Here is a 19644-nt window from a genome sequence, read left to right as displayed (position 1 = left end):
GACCCGAAAAACGATCCGGTCAGCGCTTTACGGGTTCAATCTTTGCACCGACCAAGGCGCAGTTACCTTGTTTCGTCTCCAGACTGCGCGGTCATGCAATCGAAACGCGCCATCTGACCAAAATTCAATCTCAAGCGGCGTGATTCTAAATCCACCCCAAAAAGGTGGCCGTGCTGGGTGGTCGCCCTTTTCATCGCGGATTTCATTTACCCGTTCAATCAACGCCTCTCGAGAGGCGAGTGGCCGCGACTGCTGCGAGGCCCAAGCCCCAATGCGGCTGTCTAGGGCCCGGCTGTTATAATAGGCATCCGCGATCGGCCCATCCTCTTTTTCAACCAGACCCCGCACTCTAATTTGCCGCGCGAGGCTTTTCCAATGCAACACAAAGGCCGCCTTGCCGCTGGCCAACAACTCAGTGCCCTTGGCGCTTTCATAATTGGTGTAAAAAACAAAACTATTCGCCTCGATATCTTTCAACAAAACAGTTCTTACATTCGGCATTCCGAAACGGTCCACGCTTGCTAATGCCATTGCGTTTGGATCGTTAATTTCAGCTGATTCGGCTTCTTTTAGCCAGGATTTTGCCAGCTCAAACGGGTCAGCCTTTGTAAACCCTTCATCCAAATCTAACATTTCCGCTGCTCCTTTTTCCGATCCCTGTTTAATCCTGACTGCCCCTCAGGGCCTCTGGGCTTGATGACGGCTGTGCAATCGCCTAAACCAACGCAACACAGGTAGATCGGAGAGGCAAGATGTCACATAATCTTATGCAGGGCAAACGCGGCTTAATCATGGGGCTGGCAAATGACAAATCGATCGCTTGGGGTATTGCAAAAGCCTGCGCCGAGGCCGGTGCGGAAATGTGTTTTTCATATCAAGGAGACGCGCTAAAAAAGCGGGTAGAGCCTTTGGCAGCGCAAGTTGGCAGCGATTTCGTTGTAGAATGTGATGTTGCGGATGCAAGTTCGATCGATACCTTGTTTGAAGAGATCAAACAGCGCTGGGGCAAGCTTGACTTTATCGTGCATGCGATCGGATTTTCCGACAAAAGCGAGTTGCGCGGCCGCTATGTCGACACAAGCCTGAACAATTTCAGAATGACCATGGATATCTCTGTCTATTCCTTCACCGCAGTGGCGCAGCGGGCCGAAAAGCTGATGACGGAGGGCGGGTCAATGCTCACGCTCACCTATTACGGCGCCGAGCAGGTGATGCCGCATTATAATGTGATGGGGGTGGCAAAAGCAGCCCTTGAAGCCTCTGTAATGTATCTGGCCGAGGATCTTGGCAAAGATAATATTCGCGTCAACGCCATCTCGGCTGGCCCCATTAAAACGCTTGCAGCATCGGGTATCGGTGATTTTCGATATATAATGAAATGGAATGAGTTGAACTCACCTCTGCGCAGAAACGTAACCACAGAGGATGTCGGCAAATCAGCGCTATATTTGTTATCAGATTTAGGGTCAGGGGTCACCGGAGAAACGCTGCACGTAGATGCAGGCTATCATATCGTGGGAATGAAGGCTGTAGATGCTCCGGATATTGATGCCGTAACGGGAAGGAAATGACCATGTCTGAACGTCTCCCCCATGAAAAAGGGTTCCATGTCAGCTGGGACCAGTTGCATCGCGACTCGCGGGCATTGGCCTGGCGGCTTGATGATCCAAAACTAACCGAAAACGGCTGGCGCGCGGTTGTCGCGATCACCCGTGGTGGCATGGCACCTGCAATGATCGTTGCGCGTGAATTGGACATTCGCGTTGTCGATACAATCAGCGTCAAATCCTATAATCACCAAAGCCAAAGTGAACCAAGGGTAATCAAAGCCCCGGATATGGACCATATCGGGGATGGCACCGGCGTTTTGGTGATCGATGATCTCGTGGATACGGGCAAAACCCTGGAAGTCGTGCGCCAACATATGCCCAAAGCGCATGTGGCAACCGTATATGCAAAGCCGCTGGGGCGGTCTCAGGTCGACACGTTTATAACAGAAGTCAGCCAAGACACTTGGATCTTTTTTCCGTGGGATATGGCCCTGCAATATGTTGAGCCGTTTCGCGGAACGGAGTAGCCGCGAATGGTGGCCTCGCCCCCACCTTCAAAACCGGTTTTGGCCGGCGCAACCGCGCGCACGGCACCCGCTCCGATTAAAGCCGCAAAAGCTTGGCTGGCAGGCCATGATCCGGCACCCGGCCTACCGGTATTAGACGTCTCGCAAGCCGCGCCAAGCGACCCGCCCCCTCAAAATATGCGCGATGCGATTGCGGATTTTGTGCGCCACGACCCTGAGGCGCATCTTTATGGCGCAATTTTGGGGGATGCTGAATTGCGCGTGGATTTTGCCGCGCATTGGTCACACGCTTACAAGGCGCAGGTAAGCGCCAGCCAAGTTGCCATAACCTCTGGGTGCAACCAAGCGTTTTGCGCGGTGATCACGGCGCTTTGCTCGGCTGGGGATAATGTGCTTTTGCCCGTACCTTGGTATTTCAACCATAAAATGTGGCTCGATGTGATGGGGGTAGAGGCAACGCCTTTGCCGACTGGGAAAAATTTGCTGCCCGATGCATCATTGGCCCGCCATTTGATCACAAAAAAAACCAAAGCCATTTGTCTGGTCAGCCCGAATAATCCCTCGGGCGTGGAATATCCTGACGCCGTGCTGAATGCATTTTATCAGCTCGCAAAAGACCATGATCTCACGCTTATTATCGATGAAACCTATAAAGATTTTCATAGCAATCCAAAGCGTCCCCACAGCCTTTTGGATGCGCCCGATTGGAAGCAGCATTTGGTGCAGCTCTATTCGTTCTCAAAAGCCTACCGGATGACCGGCCACCGCGTTGGCGCCATCATTGCCAATAAAGCCTTACTGGCCGAGGTTGAAAAATACCTCGACACCACCACAATATGCGCCTCGCGCGTTGGGCAATTCGCGGCGCGCTGGGGGCTTAACCATCTTCAACCCTGGTTGGCCGACCAGCGGAAAGAGATTTTACAGCGTCAAACCTTTCTTAAGCGCAATTTTGAAACGCTTGAAAGGCAAGGCTGGGAGCTGGTGGGCTGCGGCGCATATTTTGCCTATGTAAAGCATCCCTTTGCCAGCTCGGGCGCCGATTTGGCACAAAAATTGGTGGCAGAGGCGGGCGTCTTATGCCTGCCTGGCGATATGTTTGCACCCCCGGGCACTCGCAATGCGGCGAAGCATTTACGGCTGGCATTCGCAAATATCGATCAAACCAACTTGAAAGAGATGATAATACGGCTTTCAAATCTCACCTTCCAGCTTGCCCCCGACTGCTCAGAAGCGTAGACAGGCGGGAAAATATCAAGTCTACGAGGGATCTATGGCGTCACAATCAAAATCCATTTCCAAATATTTCGTTTGGATTCTGTTGGGGCTGCTCATCATTGGCCTGGGTGGGTTTGGCGCGTCGGGGCTGTCTGGCACCATGCGCAGCGTCGGCTCTGTCGGTGATCGCGACATTTCGATCGATGAATATGCGCGGGCCTTGCGCCAAGAGTTGGCGCAAACCGCCCAACAATTTGGTCAAACGCTTACCTTTGAGCAAGCCCAATTATTTGGGCTTCCGCAACAAACGCTCAGCCGCTTGGTACTTCAAAAAGCGATTGAAGTCGAAGCCGACCGGCTTGGCCTTTCCGTGGGCGATGAAGCGGTCCTGGAACAGCTGGTCAAAGTCAGTGCCTTTCGCGGTTCAGATGGTCAATTCAGCCGCGAGGCCTACACGTTTGCGCTAGAGAATAATCGCCTCAGCGAAGCTGAATTTGAAGATGGTATTCGCCAGGAAACAACGCGTAACATCGTGCAAGCTGCCGTGGTGACAGGCAATGTGATGCCTTCAGTGTTTACAGAGAAAATGATTGATTTTCTGTTAGAAACCCGCAGCTTTACCCATGTTCAACTGAACGAGGCAGACCTTGCCACGCCCCTTCAAGAGGCCACAGAGGCGCAACTGCAAGCCTATTATGACGAAAATATTGAGCGCTTCACCGTTCCGGAAAGCAAACAGCTTACCATTGCCTCTTTGGATCTTACCCAGCTTAGCGAAAAGATGACCGTGAGCGATGAGGCTGTTGCTGCTTTTTATGAAAAACAGAACGCGCTTTATAATCAGCCTGAGCGCCGGATCGTTGAAAGACTTGTGTTTTCAGATGCGCAAAGCGCCGATGCTGCCGCGGCAGCGCTGGAGAACGGAACAAGCGATTTCGACGCGCTGCTCGAGCAGCGCGGCCTAAGCGCTGCAGATGTGAGCCTGGGCGCAATAGACCAAAGCTTTTTTGGGCAGGGCACCGGCGCAGCTGTTTTCAATGCAGAATTGAACACGGCCATTGGGCCGTTTTCCGATGATTTGGGCGCTGCTATGTTTCGTGTAACAGAAGTTTTGCCTGCGCAATCTACTCCGCTTGAAGACGTTGCAGATCAATTGCGCCAAGAACTGGCGCTTGAACTGGCCGCGAAAGAAGTAGACGGGGTGAGCGCGCAAGCCGAAGACCTTCTGGCCGCCGGTGCAACTTTGGAAGATCTCGCGCTAGAAACCGATCTGGTGCTAAGCACTCTAAGCTATCACGCTGGTGTGGCTGAGGGCTTGGCCTCAGATCAAGCCTTTCGACAGGCTGCATTTGAAGTAAAAAGCGAGGATTTTCCCGAACTTATCCGCTTGGACAATGGTGGCTTGGCCGCCTTAAGACTGGATGAAACCCAAGCACCGCGCCCCCAACCCCTACCGGAAATACGCGAAGATGCGATGAAGGCTTGGCGCGTCGAAGCTTTGCGCAAAGCACTGCTTGCGCAAGCCGATGATTTGAAATCGCAACTCGAGGCTAAGACGGTGCGCATTGAGGAAATCGGCGGAATGCTGCGTCAGGAAACCGGACTCAACCGTCAAGAGCGCCCAGCCACGACAACCGCAAATGTGATTGAACGCGCCTTCGAACTTGCGCCAGATGCGGTGGATGTTTTTGATGATGCGGGGCAGATAACGCTTATACTTGTCACAGAGATTATGGCCGCAGATCGACAATCCGAGCTTGCCAAAGACATCATGCAAGAGATCACAGCTCAGCTTAGTGATGGCCTGTCACAAGATTTGTTTGAAGCCTATGTGGGACAAATACAGGCGCGCGCCGATGTGTCTTTAAACCAAGCGGCTCTCAATGCCGTTCATGCCAATTTTCAGTAAAGTCGTTGCTATGATAACGCCCGATCTTGATAATTTTTCGTGGCAATATGCGCTAAAGAAAAGCCAGGTTTTATTCACCCGATTGGCGGCTGACTTGGATACGCCCGTGTCTTTAAAGATGAAGCTCGCGGGGGATCAGAAAAATGCGTTCATGCTGGAATCTGTGACCGGCGGAGAAGTGCGCGGGCGTTATTCAATCATCGGTATGAAGCCGGATCTGATTTGGAAGTGCCAAGGCAGCGAAAGTTTTATCAACCGGGATGCGCGTTTCGATGATGAAGCGTTTACAGCGGTTCAAGCGCCCCCCCTAGAGGCGTTACGCGCGCTCTTGGCAGAAAGCTTTATCGACCTGCCCGAGGATTTGCCACAAGCCAGCGCCGGCCTTTTTGGATATCTGGGCTATGACATGATTCGGCTGGTCGAAAATTTGCCAGACATGAATCCCGATCCGCTTGCTTTGCCAGATGCGGTTTTTTTGCGCCCAAGTGTTGTGGCGGTTTTGGATGGCGTAAAAGGCGAAGTGATTTTGGTTGCGCCGGTTTGGTATGATCCAGCGATCTCGGCAAAAGCCGCCTATGCCAAATCAGCGGAACGTATTCAGGATGCGATGCGGGATTTAGAACGCCCCTTGCCCGATCCGCGCAGCCTTGGCGCGCCACAAGAGGCGCCCAATCCAAGGTCCAACTTCAGCAAAGACGCCTATATCGCTGCGGTTGAAAAAGCCAAAGACTATATTCGCGCCGGGGATATCTTTCAAGTGGTGCCAGCCCAGCGCTGGACGCAAGATTTTGCGCTGCCACCGTTTGCGCTCTACCGGTCTTTGCGCCGCACGAACCCCTCTCCCTTCATGTTTTATTTTAATTTTGATGGCTTTCAAGTGATCGGTGCCAGCCCAGAAATCCTAGTGCGTGTCTTTGGCCGTGAGGTGACTGTGCGCCCGATCGCAGGCACCCGTCCGCGCGGCGCGACCAGCGAAGAAGATAACGCCAATGAAGCCGATCTTCTAGCTGATAAAAAAGAATTGGCCGAACATCTAATGCTGCTGGATTTAGGGCGCAATGATGTGGGCCGGGTGGCCAAATTGGGCACGGTCAAACCAACCGAGGAATTTATTATCGAGCGCTACAGCCATGTGATGCATATCGTTTCAAATGTAGTTGGGGAATTGCACGAAAATCAAGACGCGCTATCCGCCTTCTTCGCGGGTATGCCGGCGGGCACCGTATCGGGCGCTCCAAAAGTGCGTGCAATGCAAATCATCGATGAGCTTGAAACCGAAAAGCGCGGGGTATACGGTGGCGGCGTAGGCTATTTCAGCTCTGGCGGGGATATGGATATGTGCATTGCCCTTCGCACCGCCATCGTCAAAGATCAAAAACTCTACATACAAGCGGGCGGCGGCGTGGTCTATGACAGCGATCCCGAAGCCGAATATATGGAAACGGTGCATAAATCCAACGCGATCCGCCGGGCCGCGGCAGATGCGGCGATGTTTGCATCTAAACCATCCTAAAAATCACAGGAAAGCCAGCCATACTGAGAATTTTGGCCGTAGAGCGGCGCATGACGGATCCAAAACCTGCGCTAAATCCAATGCAAAAAAGCGCCCAAGCTAGCGCATCACAACCGGAAGGCAGGCGGTGTTTCTTGCGACAAAGGTTTCGCAAAACGCCGAAGCCTCAGCCAAATCTTCAAGACCAACAACGCGCAAGCGATGAAAAATTCGCCCGTTCACTTCCGCTATTTGCACCACATGCTCCAAGCCGTTCAGCTGCTCTGAAAATTTAGCCGATAGGCGCTGCCATTCCTGTTCGGCAATATCGGCACTGCGGAACGCCCCGAGCTGTGCCAGCACAGTGCCCGAAGGAATGCTCGAGAAAGTTGAAGAGGTTGAGGCCAATGCGGATGCGGTTGGATCGGGATCAGGCGTAGATGAGCGGTTTTTCAAACTCTCCTCTGGCTCAGATTGTAAAACCGCCGCCCTATCAGAACTTGCTTCAGTTTTCGTCGCAATCTCCGGTGCGGGTAAAGATACTTCGGCCTTGGGCACAGCCTTATCCGCAACAGGGGCTGCTACGCTTGATTTATCAATGCTCGGCGCGGTTGACCGATCCAGCCCTGCTTGAGGTTCACTGGGCACGGGCGCGTCTAACATCATCTGGCTGGGAAAAACAGGCTGCGCAGGATCAAGATCAAAATTCAATCCAAAATCCGTGCTCGGAGGACCCGGCTGTACAAAGCCGTCGGCTGAGAGGGTCGGCTTTTCAGCGCTATCCGATAAAACTGGCAAATTGTTTTCGGTTTGTGGCAAGGTGCTCGTGCTTAAGCCTGTGAGCTTGTTTTTTGTGCTTTTAGGCACCGTTGCTGACGCGACATCCTCATTGGGGGCCACATCAGGCGCCACTGGTTGAGGCGCTTCGGCGGGCGTTTTGGCAAGCTGCTGCGGCGCCTCTACCGGCGCAGGTAAACGGGCAGCCTGATCTTCGCGCGAACGGGTGAATTCTGATCCGGCGGGCACCTCGAACGCCTCGGCCTCTGGCATCTGGATGCGCTCATAGCTCTGGAAAACCAGCCCGACAACGATCACAATGACGGCGCTTAACGCCCCCCAGACCAGCCCACTGAAAAATCCCCGCTTCACTACTCTTGCCCTCATTGACGCCGCGATTATTTGGCGTGATATAGACTTGTTTTTGCTTCCCGACCCTTGACGGTGACACCGAAGCCTGAGCAAGTATAGATCGATCTAAGGCGTGGGGGCCAGCCCCATTTAATACAAGGCAAAAGAAACGCAATGCTGCTGCTAATCGACAACTATGACAGCTTTACCTATAATCTGGTTCATTACCTTGGTGAACTTGGCGCGGATGTTATGGTCAAACGCAACGACGCGCTGGATGTTCAAGACGCTATGGCACTGCAACCAGAAGCCATTTTATTGTCACCAGGGCCTTGCGATCCTGATCAAGCCGGGATTTGTTTGGCGCTGATCGGCGCAGCCAGCGAAACCCGAACGCCTTTGATGGGCGTCTGCTTGGGGCATCAGTCAATCGGGCAAGCCTTTGGCGGCAAGGTTATAAGATGCCACGAAATCGTGCATGGAAAAATGGGAACGATGCATCACGAAGGCGAAGGTCTTTTTAAAGATATCCCTACCCCTTTTGAGGCTACCCGCTATCATTCATTAATCGTAGAGCGGGCCACCCTGCCCGCTTGCCTGACAGTCACGGCAGAATTAAGCGATGGCACCATCATGGGGCTTCAGCATAACAGCCTGCCGATCCATGGCGTGCAATTTCATCCAGAATCGATCGCTTCTGAACACGGGCATCATTTGTTGAAAAACTTTCTGAGCATTGCAGGACTGAGCTGATGAGCGATCTTATGAAACCCCTAATCTCGGCGGCTTCTGACCGCGAGTTAACAAAAAATGAAGCCGAGGCCGCCTTCCAGATTTTATTTGAAGGCGCCGCAACGCCAGCCCAAATCGGCGGGTTTCTGATGGCGCTGCGCACGCGCGGAGAAACCGTGACCGAATTTGCGGCCGCCGCCTCGGTTATGCGCGCAAAATGCAACGCGGTGTCGGCGCCCGCCGATGCGATGGATATTGTTGGCACTGGCGGCGATGGAAAAGGCACGCTGAATATCTCAACCGCGACTGCCTTTGTTGTTGCCGGTGCGGGCGTTCCCGTGGCCAAACATGGCAATAAAAATCTTTCTTCAAAATCCGGTGCCGCAGATGCGCTGGGTGAGATGGGCGTGAATGTGATGATCAGCGCCGATAAGGCACAGGCCGCTTTGCGTGATATTGGCATCTGCTTTATGATGGCCCCGATGCATCATCCTGCGATGAAACATGTAGGGCCTGTGCGCGCGGAACTGGGCGCGCGGACGATATTTAATATTTTAGGTCCGCTAACCAACCCGGCGGGCGTAACGCGCCAACTCACCGGCGCCTATAGCGCCGATTTAATTCGGCCCATGGCGGAAACATTAGGGGCATTGGGTGCGCATAACGCTTGGTTGGTTCATGGTGGTGACGGCACCGACGAGCTGGCGATCAGCGCCTCCAGCCACGTTGCAGCGCTTCATCCCGATGGCTCGGTTACGGAATTTGAAGTGCACCCAGAAGAGTTTGGACTACCGACGCACCCGTTTTCGGCGATTCTTGGCGGCGCCCCTGCAGAAAATGCGGTGGCGTTCCGCGCCCTGCTTGAGGGTGAAGCCTCCGCTTATAAAGATGCGGTTCTCCTCAATAGCGCAGCTGCATTGATTGTGGCCGGGCGCAGCACTGACAAACAAGAGGCGGTGGCAATGGCGCGCGAAAGTATCGACAGCCATGCCGCAAAAACAAAATTGACGCAGCTGGCCTCCTTCACATCGGATACCCTATGAGCACAACTATTTTAGACAGAATCAAAGCCTATAAGCTTGAAGAAATCAAAGCCGACAAAGCCAAACGCGCGCAATCAGATGTGGAAGCAGATGCCAAAACCGCAGCGCCCGTTCGCCCATTTGCGCAGCGCATTATTGAAGACAGCAAAACAGGCTATGGGCTGATTACAGAAATCAAAAAGGCCTCGCCGTCCAAAGGATTGATACGGGCTGATTTTAGCCCAGCAGACTTGGCCCAAGCCTATGAGGCTGGCGGTGCATCCTGCCTATCAGTTTTGACAGATAGCCCCAGTTTTCAGGGCGATAAATCCTTCCTGTCCCAAGCCCGGCAGGCCTGCGGGCTGCCGGTTTTACGCAAAGATTTTATGTATGACCCCTATCAAGTTGCCGAAGCGCGCATGTTGGGCGCGGATTGTATTTTATTGATCATGGCCTCGCTCGCGGATAGCCAAGCACAAGAGCTTGAACAGGCTGCATTTGCTTGGGGGATGGATGTTTTAATTGAAGTCCATGATGCAGAAGAATTAGAACGGGCCTTATTGTTAAGCTCACCGCTAATTGGAGTGAATAACCGCAATTTGAAAACCTTTGAAACCTCGCTGCAAACCACCAAAGACCTATCAAAACTGCTTCCAGCTGAGCGCGTTTTGATTTCTGAATCTGGGTTGAAAACGCAAGATGACTTGGCCGATATGGCGCAGCATGGGGCGCGTATCTTCTTAATCGGAGAAAGCCTGATGCGGCAAACGGATGTGGCGGCGGCAACGCGCAGCCTGCTATCGGATCCAAGGTAAGCTCGGATGCCCAAACTCACCCATTTTGACAGCTGCGGAAACGCCCATATGGTTGATGTTTCGCAAAAACAAAACACGGATCGCATCGCTGTGGCAAAAGGCTGGATCAGCATGCAGCCTGAAACGCTGGATCTCATCACCCAAGGCCTTGCCAAAAAAGGCGATGTGTTGGGCGTGGCGCGTCTTGCAGGGATCATGGCCGCTAAAAAAACCGCTGAGATCATTCCCCTTTGTCATCCATTGGCAATCACAAAAATCGCTGTCGACCTGGAGGTCGATCCCGATTTGCCGGGGGTGCGCATTGAGGCAACGGTAAAAACATCAGGGCAAACCGGTGTGGAAATGGAAGCGCTTTGCGCAGTGAATGGCGCGGCGCTGACTGTCTATGATATGTTAAAAGCCGCAGATCGGGCGATGCAGATCGGGGGCGTTCATTTGGCCTTAAAAGATGGCGGTAAATCGGGCCGCTACGAAGCGACATGATCTCTGTCCAAGCGGCATTAGATGCTCTTTTCGCGCTGGTCCAGAAACCGAATGTGGAAACGGTCGATCTCACCAAAGCCATGGGCCGCGTTTTAGCGCGTCCGATGAAGGCCTCGCGCGATCAACCGCCATTTGATGCCGCAGCCATGGATGGCTACGCGATCGCGCAGCCAGCAGCGAAACGCGGGGATAGTTATCAGGTGATCGGAGAAGCCGCAGCAGGACGCCGATTTGAAGGTGATTTGACACCCGATACCGCGGTGCGCATTTTCACCGGTGCCCCTGTGCCTGCAGGCACCAGCGCTATCATTATTCAAGAAAATGCGATCCGCATCGCAGATAGGATCGAACTGAGCGAAGATCCCAATGCCCAAAGCCATATCCGGCCAGCCGGCAATGATTTTAAAACCGGCAGTTGCCTAGATGCACCCAAACGGCTTAATGCGGCGGATATTGCCCTTTTGGCCTCAATGAATATGGCGCAGATCCCCGTGTATAAACGACCAACAATTGCTCTTCTGTCAACGGGTGATGAATTGGTAATGCCAGGAGAGCAGCCGGGCCAAGATCAAATTTTAGCGTCAAACACATATGGTCTGGCCGCTCTTTTGAACAGCCATGGCGCCGACTGTCGGATTTTACCGATTGCGCGCGACACTCGCGCCAGTTTGAAAGCCACCTTCGCGCTGGCTGCAGGCAGCGACATGGTCCTTACGATTGGCGGCGCGTCGGTCGGAGATCATGATTTGGTGGCGCAAGTTGCTGCTGATATCGGCATAAAACAAAGCTTTTACAAAATCGCCATGCGCCCGGGCAAACCTTTAATGGCCGGAGCTTGGGACGATACGATTATGATCGGCCTGCCCGGAAACCCGGTTTCAGCCTTGGTCTGCGGCCATATTTTTGTCATTCCAGTTGTGAACGCGCTTTTGGGTTTACCAAGATCCGCGCAGATCCGGCAATCCGCGCCCTTGGCGCAAGACGTCGCAGCCAACGGCCCCCGCGAACATTATATGCGGGCAAAGTTTCATGAGGGGCGCGTACATGTGTTTGAACGCCAAGACAGCGCTTTGCTAAGCGTTCTGGCAAAAGCCAATATTTTGGCCATTCGTCCAGCTTTTGCCGCCCCCGCAAAGCAAGGTGACAGGATCGAATATATCCCGCTTTAAAGCGGCAGCCGCGCAAGAAGCGGCCTCTTTCGCGGCAATAACTTGACACAAACCAAGAACATCTATAGAACAAAGCAAAATTATGCTCTGGAGGATGTGATGCTCACCCGCAAACAGCTTGATCTATTAAACTTCATCAATAAGCGCCTAACCCGTGACGGCGTGCCGCCTTCCTTCGATGAAATGAAAGAAGCGTTGGATTTGAGGTCAAAATCTGGAATTCACAGATTAATTTCGGCATTGGAGGAACGTGGTTTTATCCGCCGGCTTGCGCATCGAGCCCGGGCAATCGAAATCGTGAAGCTTCCAGAAAGCCTAGGGGGCGATCCCAGCGGATTTGCACCCCGCGTGATCGAAGGGGGACGGCCTGAAACGCGCCCGCCAAGCGCCACCCCGATTGAGGCGCTGCAGGCGCGGGAACTACCCGTTATGGGCAGAATCGCCGCCGGTGTGCCAATCGAAGCAATCAGCCAAGTTTCCCATAACATCGCCGTTCCAGGCCACATGCTGCGCGCGGGCGGCGAACATTATGCGCTTGAGGTAAAGGGCGACTCGATGATCGAAGCTGGGATCAATGATGGCGATGTTGTCGTGATCCGAGAAACAAAAACAGCCACCAATGGCGATATCGTTGTGGCGCTGGTTGAAAATCACGAGGCCACGCTGAAACGGTTTTTCCACCGCGGCGATGCGATTGCGCTTGAAGCGGCCAACCCAGCCTATGAAACGCGCATTTTGCCGCAGGGAAAAGTTAAAGTGCAGGGTCGTTTGGTTGGATTGATCCGCACCTATTAGCGCGGTGCAAAAGCGTTTTCCAATAAGGTTATTGGGGTAAGATCCAGCAATCGCGCAGGCCCGCTATCTTTGCTTGCTCCATAAGCGGGTAAAGCCGGAATTTATGTGTCGGATTTTCGCGGGCTTTCCCTGATGATCCAACCATATCGCGGTTGCACCATTGCGCTTTATGATATGATGAGACAGATGCCAGCATTCCCCGCTTATGCGGCGTTGCTGCGCCACAATATGCAGTTCTCCTGGAACGCAGGCAATTTCTAATCCTTTCTTTTTTTTCGACCAATGGTGATAAAGATCGATTTTCCGATCTTGCCACAAAGCATAGGCTTTTTCGCGTGGCATCGGCAACCCATCGTTTTGCGCCCATATGCGGGCCGAAAACGTTCCACCATTTGGCTTGGAAAGCGCCCGTCCCTCCGGCAAAAGAAGGCCGACAAGCACGCCATCTTTGGCGATCAAAATATCTGGTCGATCGCTTCCATGCCAGCCCATTAAAGCCGCGACAACGCCTAAAACGCCAAGCCCCTTCCCCCAGCCGCGCCATAAAATGATCCAAGCGCATGATGCACTGAATAAAGGTAAGATCCATGCATCTGGCTCTGTCACAAAGGTTACCGCGCTTGCTGGCTGCGCCAAAAAATGCGCCACAGCCAAAATCCAACGAAGGCCAAGATCCACCCCCCAAAGACCAACCGCCTCGGCGCCAAAAGGTATTAACATCATGGCCAATACTGCCGAGGGGGCCACAAGAAAGCTCATAACCGGAAGACTTAGAATATTTGCCAGCAAACCATAATGGCTAACTTGGTTAAAATGCGCCGCCGAAAAAGGCGCCGTGGCCAAGCCCGCCACCAATGAGGATAAAATCAACGAAATCATCGGCATCCGGCGCCAACGCGAAAACCCCGGTAAAGCAGGAATACGCTGAAACACGGTAACCAGCGCAATCGTGGCGGCAAATGACATTTGAAACCCCGCTGAACTTACATCTTCAGGTCGCCAAGCCAAAATCACCAAAGCCGCAAGAGCAACGCTGTGTAAACTCAAAGCGCGCCGATCGAAAAACACCCCCAGCATCACGATTGATACCATAATAAAGGCGCGTTGGGTTGACACAGCTGCCCCAGAAATCATCACGTAATAAAACCCGATCAAAATTGCAAAACCCGCGGCAATTTTTTTAGCGTTAAAATGCAAGAAGGCATTTGCATTCAATAAGCATAAGCGGCGAAAAACCCCAAACACCACGCCCGTTAACAAAGCCACATGCAGCCCCGAAATCGCTAGTAAATGCGCCAAATTGCTGCGCCGCAAATCCTGAAGCTGCGCGCGCGTCAGAGAAGAGCGGTCGCCCGTAATTATTGCCGCAGCTGGGCCAGATGCCGCCTCGGAGACACCGGCTTTAATCCGCGCAGAAAGCGCCATTCTTCTGTCAAAAAGCCGCGTAAAAATTCCTGATGACGGGCCAGAGGTGATATGCACGCCTTCTCGCGTATAACCCACGGCTCCAAGCCCTTGGAACCAAGCGTAACGCCGGAAGTCAAACCCCCCGGGTTCAGACGGACCCGGAGGTGGCATCAAAAAACCTTTGGTTTTCAAACGCCCCTGCGGCGTTAAAAGCTGCGCTGCAGGGCCGCTACTGATCGAAAGCCGCACTTTCTGGGGCGTGTTGCTTTTGGACATGTTTTCCAATTTCACTTGATCCAGCGTTACTCTTACCGCTCCACTGCGCGCCCGATCGACACCTATAATTCGCCCCTCAATCTCTCCGTAAAATCGGTAGGTAAGCGTGGGTGCCGCGACATAATAAGCCTTTCCGGCCACCGCAAAAAAACCAAGGCAGAACACCGCCAACAAAAGGAAAAACGGCGCCAAGCTGCATGTTTGAAAATGATAGCCCAGATAAAAAACTCCCCCGAGCAACGCCATCGCAACAAATAAATTTGGCGCGGGCTCCTGACGAAGCGACAGGTAACATCCAATCCCACTGGCCATGGCAACCGGCAGCCAGTAGAATAAAACAACCCGTTGCTTTTCCAGTTCGCATCGTAAAAATTTCTTGAGCGTGAGCATGCTTGTCCTTGCCTCGCAGGATCGCTAGACACGGGCAAAAATTAACGCGGTAAACTTGCGGAAAGGTTAATCTGTAATGTCACAGGTTGTTACGAGAATTGCCCCCTCACCAACGGGATATATGCATATAGGGACGGCGCGCACGGCATTGTTTAACTGGCTTTATGCCCGTGGGCGCGGTGGTAAATTTTTGTTACGCATTGAAGATACGGATCGACAAAGATCAACTCCGCAAGCCAGCGCCGCCATTTTGCGCGGATTAGATTGGTTGGGATTAGACTATGATGGAGAGGCTATCAGTCAATATGAGCGCGCCGAACGCCATGCCCAGATCGCTTGGCATCTTTTAAAGACGGGGCATGCCTATAAGTGCTTTGCGACGCAAGAAGACATAGAAGCCTTTCGGGAAGCGGCACGCGCCGAAGGGCGCTCGACGCTGTTTCAAAGCCCATGGCGCGATATTTCAGCATCAGAGCATCCCGATGCGCCATTTGTTATCCGAATAAAAGCCCCGCGCGATGGCGAGACGCATATCAATGACGAAGTGCAAGGCAAGGTGGTCATTCGCAATAGTCAATTGGATGATATGGTGTTGCTGCGCTCGGATGGTTCACCAGTTTACATGCTTGCGGTCGTGGTAGATGATCATGACATGGGGATCACGCATGTGATTCGCGGCGATGATCATTTAAACAACGCCGCGCGCCAAATGCTGATCTATAAAGCCATGGAATGGCCCCTGCCCATCTACGCCCATATTCCTTTGATTTTTGGAGATGATGGCAAAAAGCTTTCAAAACGTCATGGGGCCACCAGCGTCGAAGAATATCAACAGATGGGATATCCCGCGGTGGCGATGCGCAATTATCTGGCCCGACTTGGCTGGAGCCATGGGAATGATGAATTTTTTAGCGATGCCGAGGCGCAAGAGTGGTTTGATTTTAAGGGCATAGGCAAATCGCCATCGCGATTTGATTTCAAAAAACTAGAAAATCTTTCAAGCAAACATATCGCAGCTGCTTCAAATGCTGCACTGCTGCAAGATATAACCAATTATCAATCTGCCAACGGCGCTCCGCCATTCACTGACGCGCAGTTACAGGGGCTGGATACGGCCATGTATTGCCTAAAGGAAAGGGCCAAAACACTTCCTGAACTTCTTGAAAAGGCTCGCTTTATTTTACAAACACGCCCGATTTCTATCGATGAGCCCGCGCAGGCAACGCTTGACACTGTGTTCATCGGTATACTCAAATCATTGACGCCGCAGTTGCAAAATGTTACGTGGAGCGGGGAATATTTGGAAGCGCTTTTTCACGAATTTGTTGGCTCTAACGGGATCAAATTCGGGCAGCTTGCAGCACCGTTACGGGCTGCACTTGCTGGACGAAAAGCCTCTCCAAGCGTGTATGATATGATGGTTTTGCTGGGCCGCGACGAAACGATAGCGCGAATCAAAGACGCCATAGCAGAAAGATAATTCTGCTCACATCACGCATAATCAGAAAGAACAAGGCCATAGTGCCGATGGGAAAAGGAACGAATATGGCTGATACAAAACAAACCGCAGAATTGCGCTTAAACGGTCAAGTGTATCAATTGCCTATTCACCGCCCATCAGCCGGTCCTGATGTGATTGATATTCGCAGCCTTTATAAAGACGCAGGCGTTTTTACCTATGATCCCGGTTTCACCTCAACAGCCAGTTGTGACAGCACCATCACCTTCATTGATGGCGCCAAAGGTGAGTTATTGCACCGCGGATATCCGATTGATCAATTGGCCTCTAAATCGCATTATTTGGAAGTCTGTTACCTGCTGCTTTATGGTGAATTGCCCTCACCGGCGGAACTAGAGGATTTCGAAAGCCGCGTCACCAATCACACAATGATCCACGAACAAATGATGTATTTGTTCCGAGGCTTTCGTCGGGATGCGCATCCGATGGCCATTATGACAGGTGTCGTTGGCGCTATGTCAGCTTTTTATCATGACAGCATCGATATCTCTGATCCCTGGCAGCGAGAGGTGGCGTCGATCAGAATGATTGCGAAAATGCCAACGATTGCCGCCATGGCGTATAAATATACGATCGGGCAACCTTTCGAATATCCGCGCAATGATCTTGATTATGCCTCCAATTTTTTGCGGATGTGCTTTGCCGTACCGGCCGAGGATTACAAAGTAAATCCGATCCTGAGCCGCGCAATGGACCGGATCTTTACCCTGCATGCAGATCACGAACAAAACGCGTCAACATCCACCGTACGCCTGGCCTCAAGTTCTGGCGCTAACCCTTTTGCCTGCATTGCCGCGGGTATTGCCTGCCTTTGGGGCCCCGCGCATGGCGGCGCGAACCAAGCCTGTTTGGAAATGCTGCGCGAAATCGGAACCGTCGAGAATATCCCAACCTATATTGCCAAAGCGAAAGACAAAAATGATCCGTTTCGTTTAATGGGATTTGGTCACCGCGTTTATAAAAACACAGATCCGCGCGCCACCGTGTTAAAACAATCGGCAGATGAAGTTCTCGAATTGCTGGGAGTGGCCAATAACCCATTGCTGCAAGTCGCCAAAGAGCTTGAAAAAGTGGCCCTCAGTGATCCCTATTTCGTTGACAAGAAATTATTCCCAAATGTAGATTTTTATTCGGGAATTATTCTGGAAGCGATGGGCTTTCCAACGTCAATGTTCACACCAATTTTTGCTCTGAGCCGCACCGTTGGCTGGATTTCGCAATGGAAAGAAATGATTGCAGATCCGCAAATGAAAATTGGTCGTCCACGCCAATTATATCTGGGCGATACAGCGCGCGACTATGTAAATATTGAAGATCGCTAAGGCTATTTGGCACTTTGTAGCTTTGCCCGCAGGATAAGCCCCGCGCCCCGCCATCCATCATTTTTAATTGCGCGAGGGTTTTGGGTGTTTGGGTCAATTGCACAATAGCGATATAACCTTGCACTCAAAAGCGCCGTTGAACTACAAAGACCAACCCGTTACCTTGAGAAAAGCATTGATAGATCAGTGTTGTAGCGCCCGGTACAAACGGCCAAGAGACCCGGCTCTGATCTACTGTACTTTTGTGAAGGAGCAGCCATGCCCTACGAATTCGTTAGCCTTAGCACCTATGGCAAAGTCCTTTTGGTTACTTTAAACCGACCTGATGTTTACAACGCGATGCATGCGCCCATGCATGCAGAACTGTCAGACGTGTGGGACGGGTTTGCAGCTAACCCTGATCTCTGGGTCGCCGTTTTAACCGGAGCCGGAGAAAAAGCCTTTAGCGCGGGAAATGATTTGAAAGCCACGGCAAAGGGCGGCGCTGCCAGCATGCCCACAACCGGCTTTGCTGGCCTAACCCAAAGGTTTGACTTAGAAAAACCGGTCATTGCAGCCGTGAATGGCTTTGCAATGGGCGGCGGCTTTGAAACCGCCCTATCCTGCGATATTATCATCGCAGCGCAAACAGCCACATTCGCACTGCCCGAGGTAAAAGTTGGCTTCATGGCTGCCGCCAGCGGCATACAGCGCCTCAGCCGCTATATCGGACGCGTCGCAGCCCAGGAAATGATGCTGACAGGGAGGCGTATTTCGGCAAGTGAAGCGTTGAATATGGGCATTGTGAATGCGGTTACACCGGACAAAAAATTAATAGAAACCGCGTTGAACAAAGCCCAGGAAATTGCCTCTGTTTCGCCCTCGGCGGTGAAAGCCACCAAGCGGGTGTTGAACGATCTGGCCAAGCGCGAGAACCTGCCTGCCAGCTTAGAGTTTAGCCGCGAGGTTCTGGCTGACCTTCTGCAAACAGAGGATTTGCGCGAAGGCGTTGCGGCCTTCGTTGAAAAACGCGCGCCAAAATGGGTGAATAAATGACCGATCAGCGCTTCTTTTAAAAGGCATTTTGCGTTTTGCCCTTGCTCTAACGAAAGATAATAAAACGTGGATATCAAGAATAAAATTATTGTGGTTACAGGCGCAGGATCAGGGATCGGCAAAGCGCTTGCCATCTGCTTTGCCAAACAGGGGGCAAAGAGAGTTATTTGCAGCGATATTGACGCAATCAAAAGCAAAGAAACCGCTGATCTGATCGATGGGGTCAGCATAGAAGCCGATGTTTCAAAAGAGGCCGATCTGATCAATCTTATCGCGCAAAGCGAAGCCGAAATAGGCTCGATTGATCTGTTTTGCTCGAATGCTGGAATTTTACATCAGGCGGGACTTGGCGCCTCAGATCAAGACTGGCAGCGGGCTTGGGAAACCAATGTCATGTCGCATATTTGGGTGGCGCGGCATTTGGTACCCCGTATGATTGCGCGGGGCGGGGGCTATTTGCTGCAAACCGCCTCGGCGGCTGGATTGTTAAACCAAATTGGCTCTGCGCCTTACGGGGTGAGCAAGCACGCCGCGATCGGTTTTGCCGAATGGTTGGCCTTCACTTATGGCGATCAAGGGATCAAACTATCCGTGCTCTGCCCACAAGCCGTGCACACTGATATGATCGCCGGGCTGGACGGCCATGCCGCCAGCCTTGATGGCATTTTAAGTCCACATGTCGTGGCGCAAGCCTGCCTGCAAGGGCTTAAAGACGAACGCTTTCTGATTTTGCCGCATCCAGAAGTGTTGACTTATATGCGAAACAAAGCGTCCGATTATGACCGTTGGATTGGAGGTATGCGCAAATTAAACCGTGCAAATGATACCTCAAACACACCAAAGGGAAAATAGCTG

18 protein-coding genes are annotated in these 19644 nt (G+C 52.4%); 15 read left to right on the top strand and 3 right to left on the bottom strand.

Annotated features, from left to right (window positions below; genetic code table 11):
- Nucleotides 1–27 precede the first annotated feature (27 nt).
- Entirely contained in the window at nucleotides 28–633 is a 606-nt protein-coding gene (gene pdxH / locus GN241_06010; protein ID XAT56965.1) for a pyridoxamine 5'-phosphate oxidase, read from the bottom strand.
- Between the two features lie 119 nt (nucleotides 634–752).
- On the opposite strand from pdxH, the gene fabI reads away from it, so the two are divergent.
- Genes fabI through GN241_05985 form a run of 5 tightly spaced genes read left to right on the top strand, consistent with a single transcriptional unit; the run spans nucleotide 753 to nucleotide 6717 of the window.
- Complete coding sequence (fabI, locus tag GN241_06005) at nucleotides 753–1571, top strand: enoyl-ACP reductase FabI (protein XAT56964.1); 819 nt, start codon at nucleotides 753–755, stop codon at nucleotides 1569–1571.
- A 2-nt stretch (nucleotides 1572–1573) separates the two neighbouring features.
- Entirely contained in the window at nucleotides 1574–2077 is a 504-nt protein-coding gene (locus GN241_06000) for a xanthine phosphoribosyltransferase (GenBank protein XAT56963.1), read from the top strand.
- A gap of 6 nt (nucleotides 2078–2083) precedes the next feature.
- The gene (locus tag GN241_05995; protein XAT56962.1) at nucleotides 2084–3316 is read left to right on the top strand and encodes an aminotransferase; all 1233 of its coding nucleotides are present in this window, start codon (nucleotides 2084–2086) and stop codon (nucleotides 3314–3316) included.
- Nucleotides 3317–3350: 34 nt separating this feature from the next.
- A complete protein-coding gene (locus GN241_05990; protein XAT56961.1) occupies nucleotides 3351–5204 on the top strand; it encodes a peptidylprolyl isomerase in 1854 nt (617 codons plus the stop codon).
- Between the two features lie 10 nt (nucleotides 5205–5214).
- A complete protein-coding gene (locus GN241_05985; GenBank protein ID XAT56960.1) occupies nucleotides 5215–6717 on the top strand; it encodes an anthranilate synthase component I in 1503 nt (500 codons plus the stop codon).
- 99 nt (nucleotides 6718–6816) lie between these two features.
- Here the strand turns inward: GN241_05985 and GN241_05980 are convergent, their stop codons facing one another.
- Nucleotides 6817–7860 carry a hypothetical protein gene (locus tag GN241_05980; protein ID XAT56959.1) on the bottom strand — a complete coding sequence of 348 codons (1044 nt, stop codon included), beginning with the start codon at nucleotides 7858–7860 and terminating at the stop codon, nucleotides 6817–6819.
- Nucleotides 7861–7998: 138 nt separating this feature from the next.
- Between GN241_05980 and GN241_05975 the strand changes: the two genes are divergently transcribed.
- The 6 genes from GN241_05975 (at nucleotide 7999) to lexA (ending at nucleotide 12840) form a co-directional block, all read left to right on the top strand.
- On the top strand, nucleotides 7999–8577 hold the full coding sequence (locus tag GN241_05975) for an aminodeoxychorismate/anthranilate synthase component II (GenBank protein ID XAT56958.1): 579 nt from the start codon (nucleotides 7999–8001) through the stop codon (nucleotides 8575–8577).
- Nucleotides 8577–9599 carry an anthranilate phosphoribosyltransferase gene (gene trpD, locus GN241_05970; GenBank protein XAT56957.1) on the top strand — a complete coding sequence of 341 codons (1023 nt, stop codon included), beginning with the start codon at nucleotides 8577–8579 and terminating at the stop codon, nucleotides 9597–9599. Before GN241_05975 ends, trpD begins: the two co-directional genes overlap by 1 nt.
- A complete protein-coding gene (gene trpC / locus GN241_05965; GenBank protein XAT56956.1) occupies nucleotides 9596–10393 on the top strand; it encodes an indole-3-glycerol phosphate synthase TrpC in 798 nt (265 codons plus the stop codon). The genes trpD and trpC overlap by 4 nt, the downstream gene beginning before the upstream one ends.
- Before the next feature lie 6 nt (nucleotides 10394–10399).
- A complete protein-coding gene (moaC, locus tag GN241_05960; GenBank protein ID XAT56955.1) occupies nucleotides 10400–10876 on the top strand; it encodes a cyclic pyranopterin monophosphate synthase MoaC in 477 nt (158 codons plus the stop codon).
- The gene (locus GN241_05955) at nucleotides 10873–12045 is read left to right on the top strand and encodes a molybdopterin molybdenumtransferase MoeA (protein ID XAT56954.1); all 1173 of its coding nucleotides are present in this window, start codon (nucleotides 10873–10875) and stop codon (nucleotides 12043–12045) included. Before moaC ends, GN241_05955 begins: the two co-directional genes overlap by 4 nt.
- 99 nt (nucleotides 12046–12144) lie before the next feature.
- Complete coding sequence (gene lexA / locus GN241_05950; GenBank protein XAT56953.1) at nucleotides 12145–12840, top strand: transcriptional repressor LexA; 696 nt, start codon at nucleotides 12145–12147, stop codon at nucleotides 12838–12840.
- A gap of 63 nt (nucleotides 12841–12903) precedes the next feature.
- Here lexA and GN241_05945 read toward each other — a convergent pair whose 3' ends face one another.
- The gene (locus tag GN241_05945) at nucleotides 12904–14913 is read right to left on the bottom strand and encodes a DUF4131 domain-containing protein (GenBank protein XAT56952.1); all 2010 of its coding nucleotides are present in this window, start codon (nucleotides 14911–14913) and stop codon (nucleotides 12904–12906) included.
- Nucleotides 14914–14989: 76 nt separating this feature from the next.
- Here GN241_05945 and GN241_05940 point away from each other — a divergent pair, with 76 nt between their 5' ends.
- The 4 genes from GN241_05940 (at nucleotide 14990) to GN241_05925 (ending at nucleotide 19641) form a co-directional block, all read left to right on the top strand.
- Nucleotides 14990–16393, top strand: coding sequence for a glutamate--tRNA ligase (locus tag GN241_05940; protein XAT56951.1), 1404 nt, complete (start codon nucleotides 14990–14992; stop codon nucleotides 16391–16393).
- Nucleotides 16394–16458: 65 nt separating this feature from the next.
- Complete coding sequence (gene gltA, locus GN241_05935) at nucleotides 16459–17754, top strand: citrate (Si)-synthase (GenBank protein ID XAT56950.1); 1296 nt, start codon at nucleotides 16459–16461, stop codon at nucleotides 17752–17754.
- 258 nt (nucleotides 17755–18012) lie between these two features.
- Nucleotides 18013–18789 carry an enoyl-CoA hydratase gene (locus GN241_05930; protein XAT56949.1) on the top strand — a complete coding sequence of 259 codons (777 nt, stop codon included), beginning with the start codon at nucleotides 18013–18015 and terminating at the stop codon, nucleotides 18787–18789.
- Nucleotides 18790–18855: 66 nt separating this feature from the next.
- Entirely contained in the window at nucleotides 18856–19641 is a 786-nt protein-coding gene (locus tag GN241_05925) for an SDR family NAD(P)-dependent oxidoreductase (protein ID XAT56948.1), read from the top strand.
- Nucleotides 19642–19644 lie beyond the last annotated feature (3 nt).

This window comes from Rhodobacteraceae bacterium IMCC1335 (assembly GCA_039640495.1).
Classification (GTDB): domain Bacteria; phylum Pseudomonadota; class Alphaproteobacteria; order Rhodobacterales; family Rhodobacteraceae; genus Thalassovivens.
This window is presented reverse-complemented; position numbering and strand designations above follow the sequence as displayed.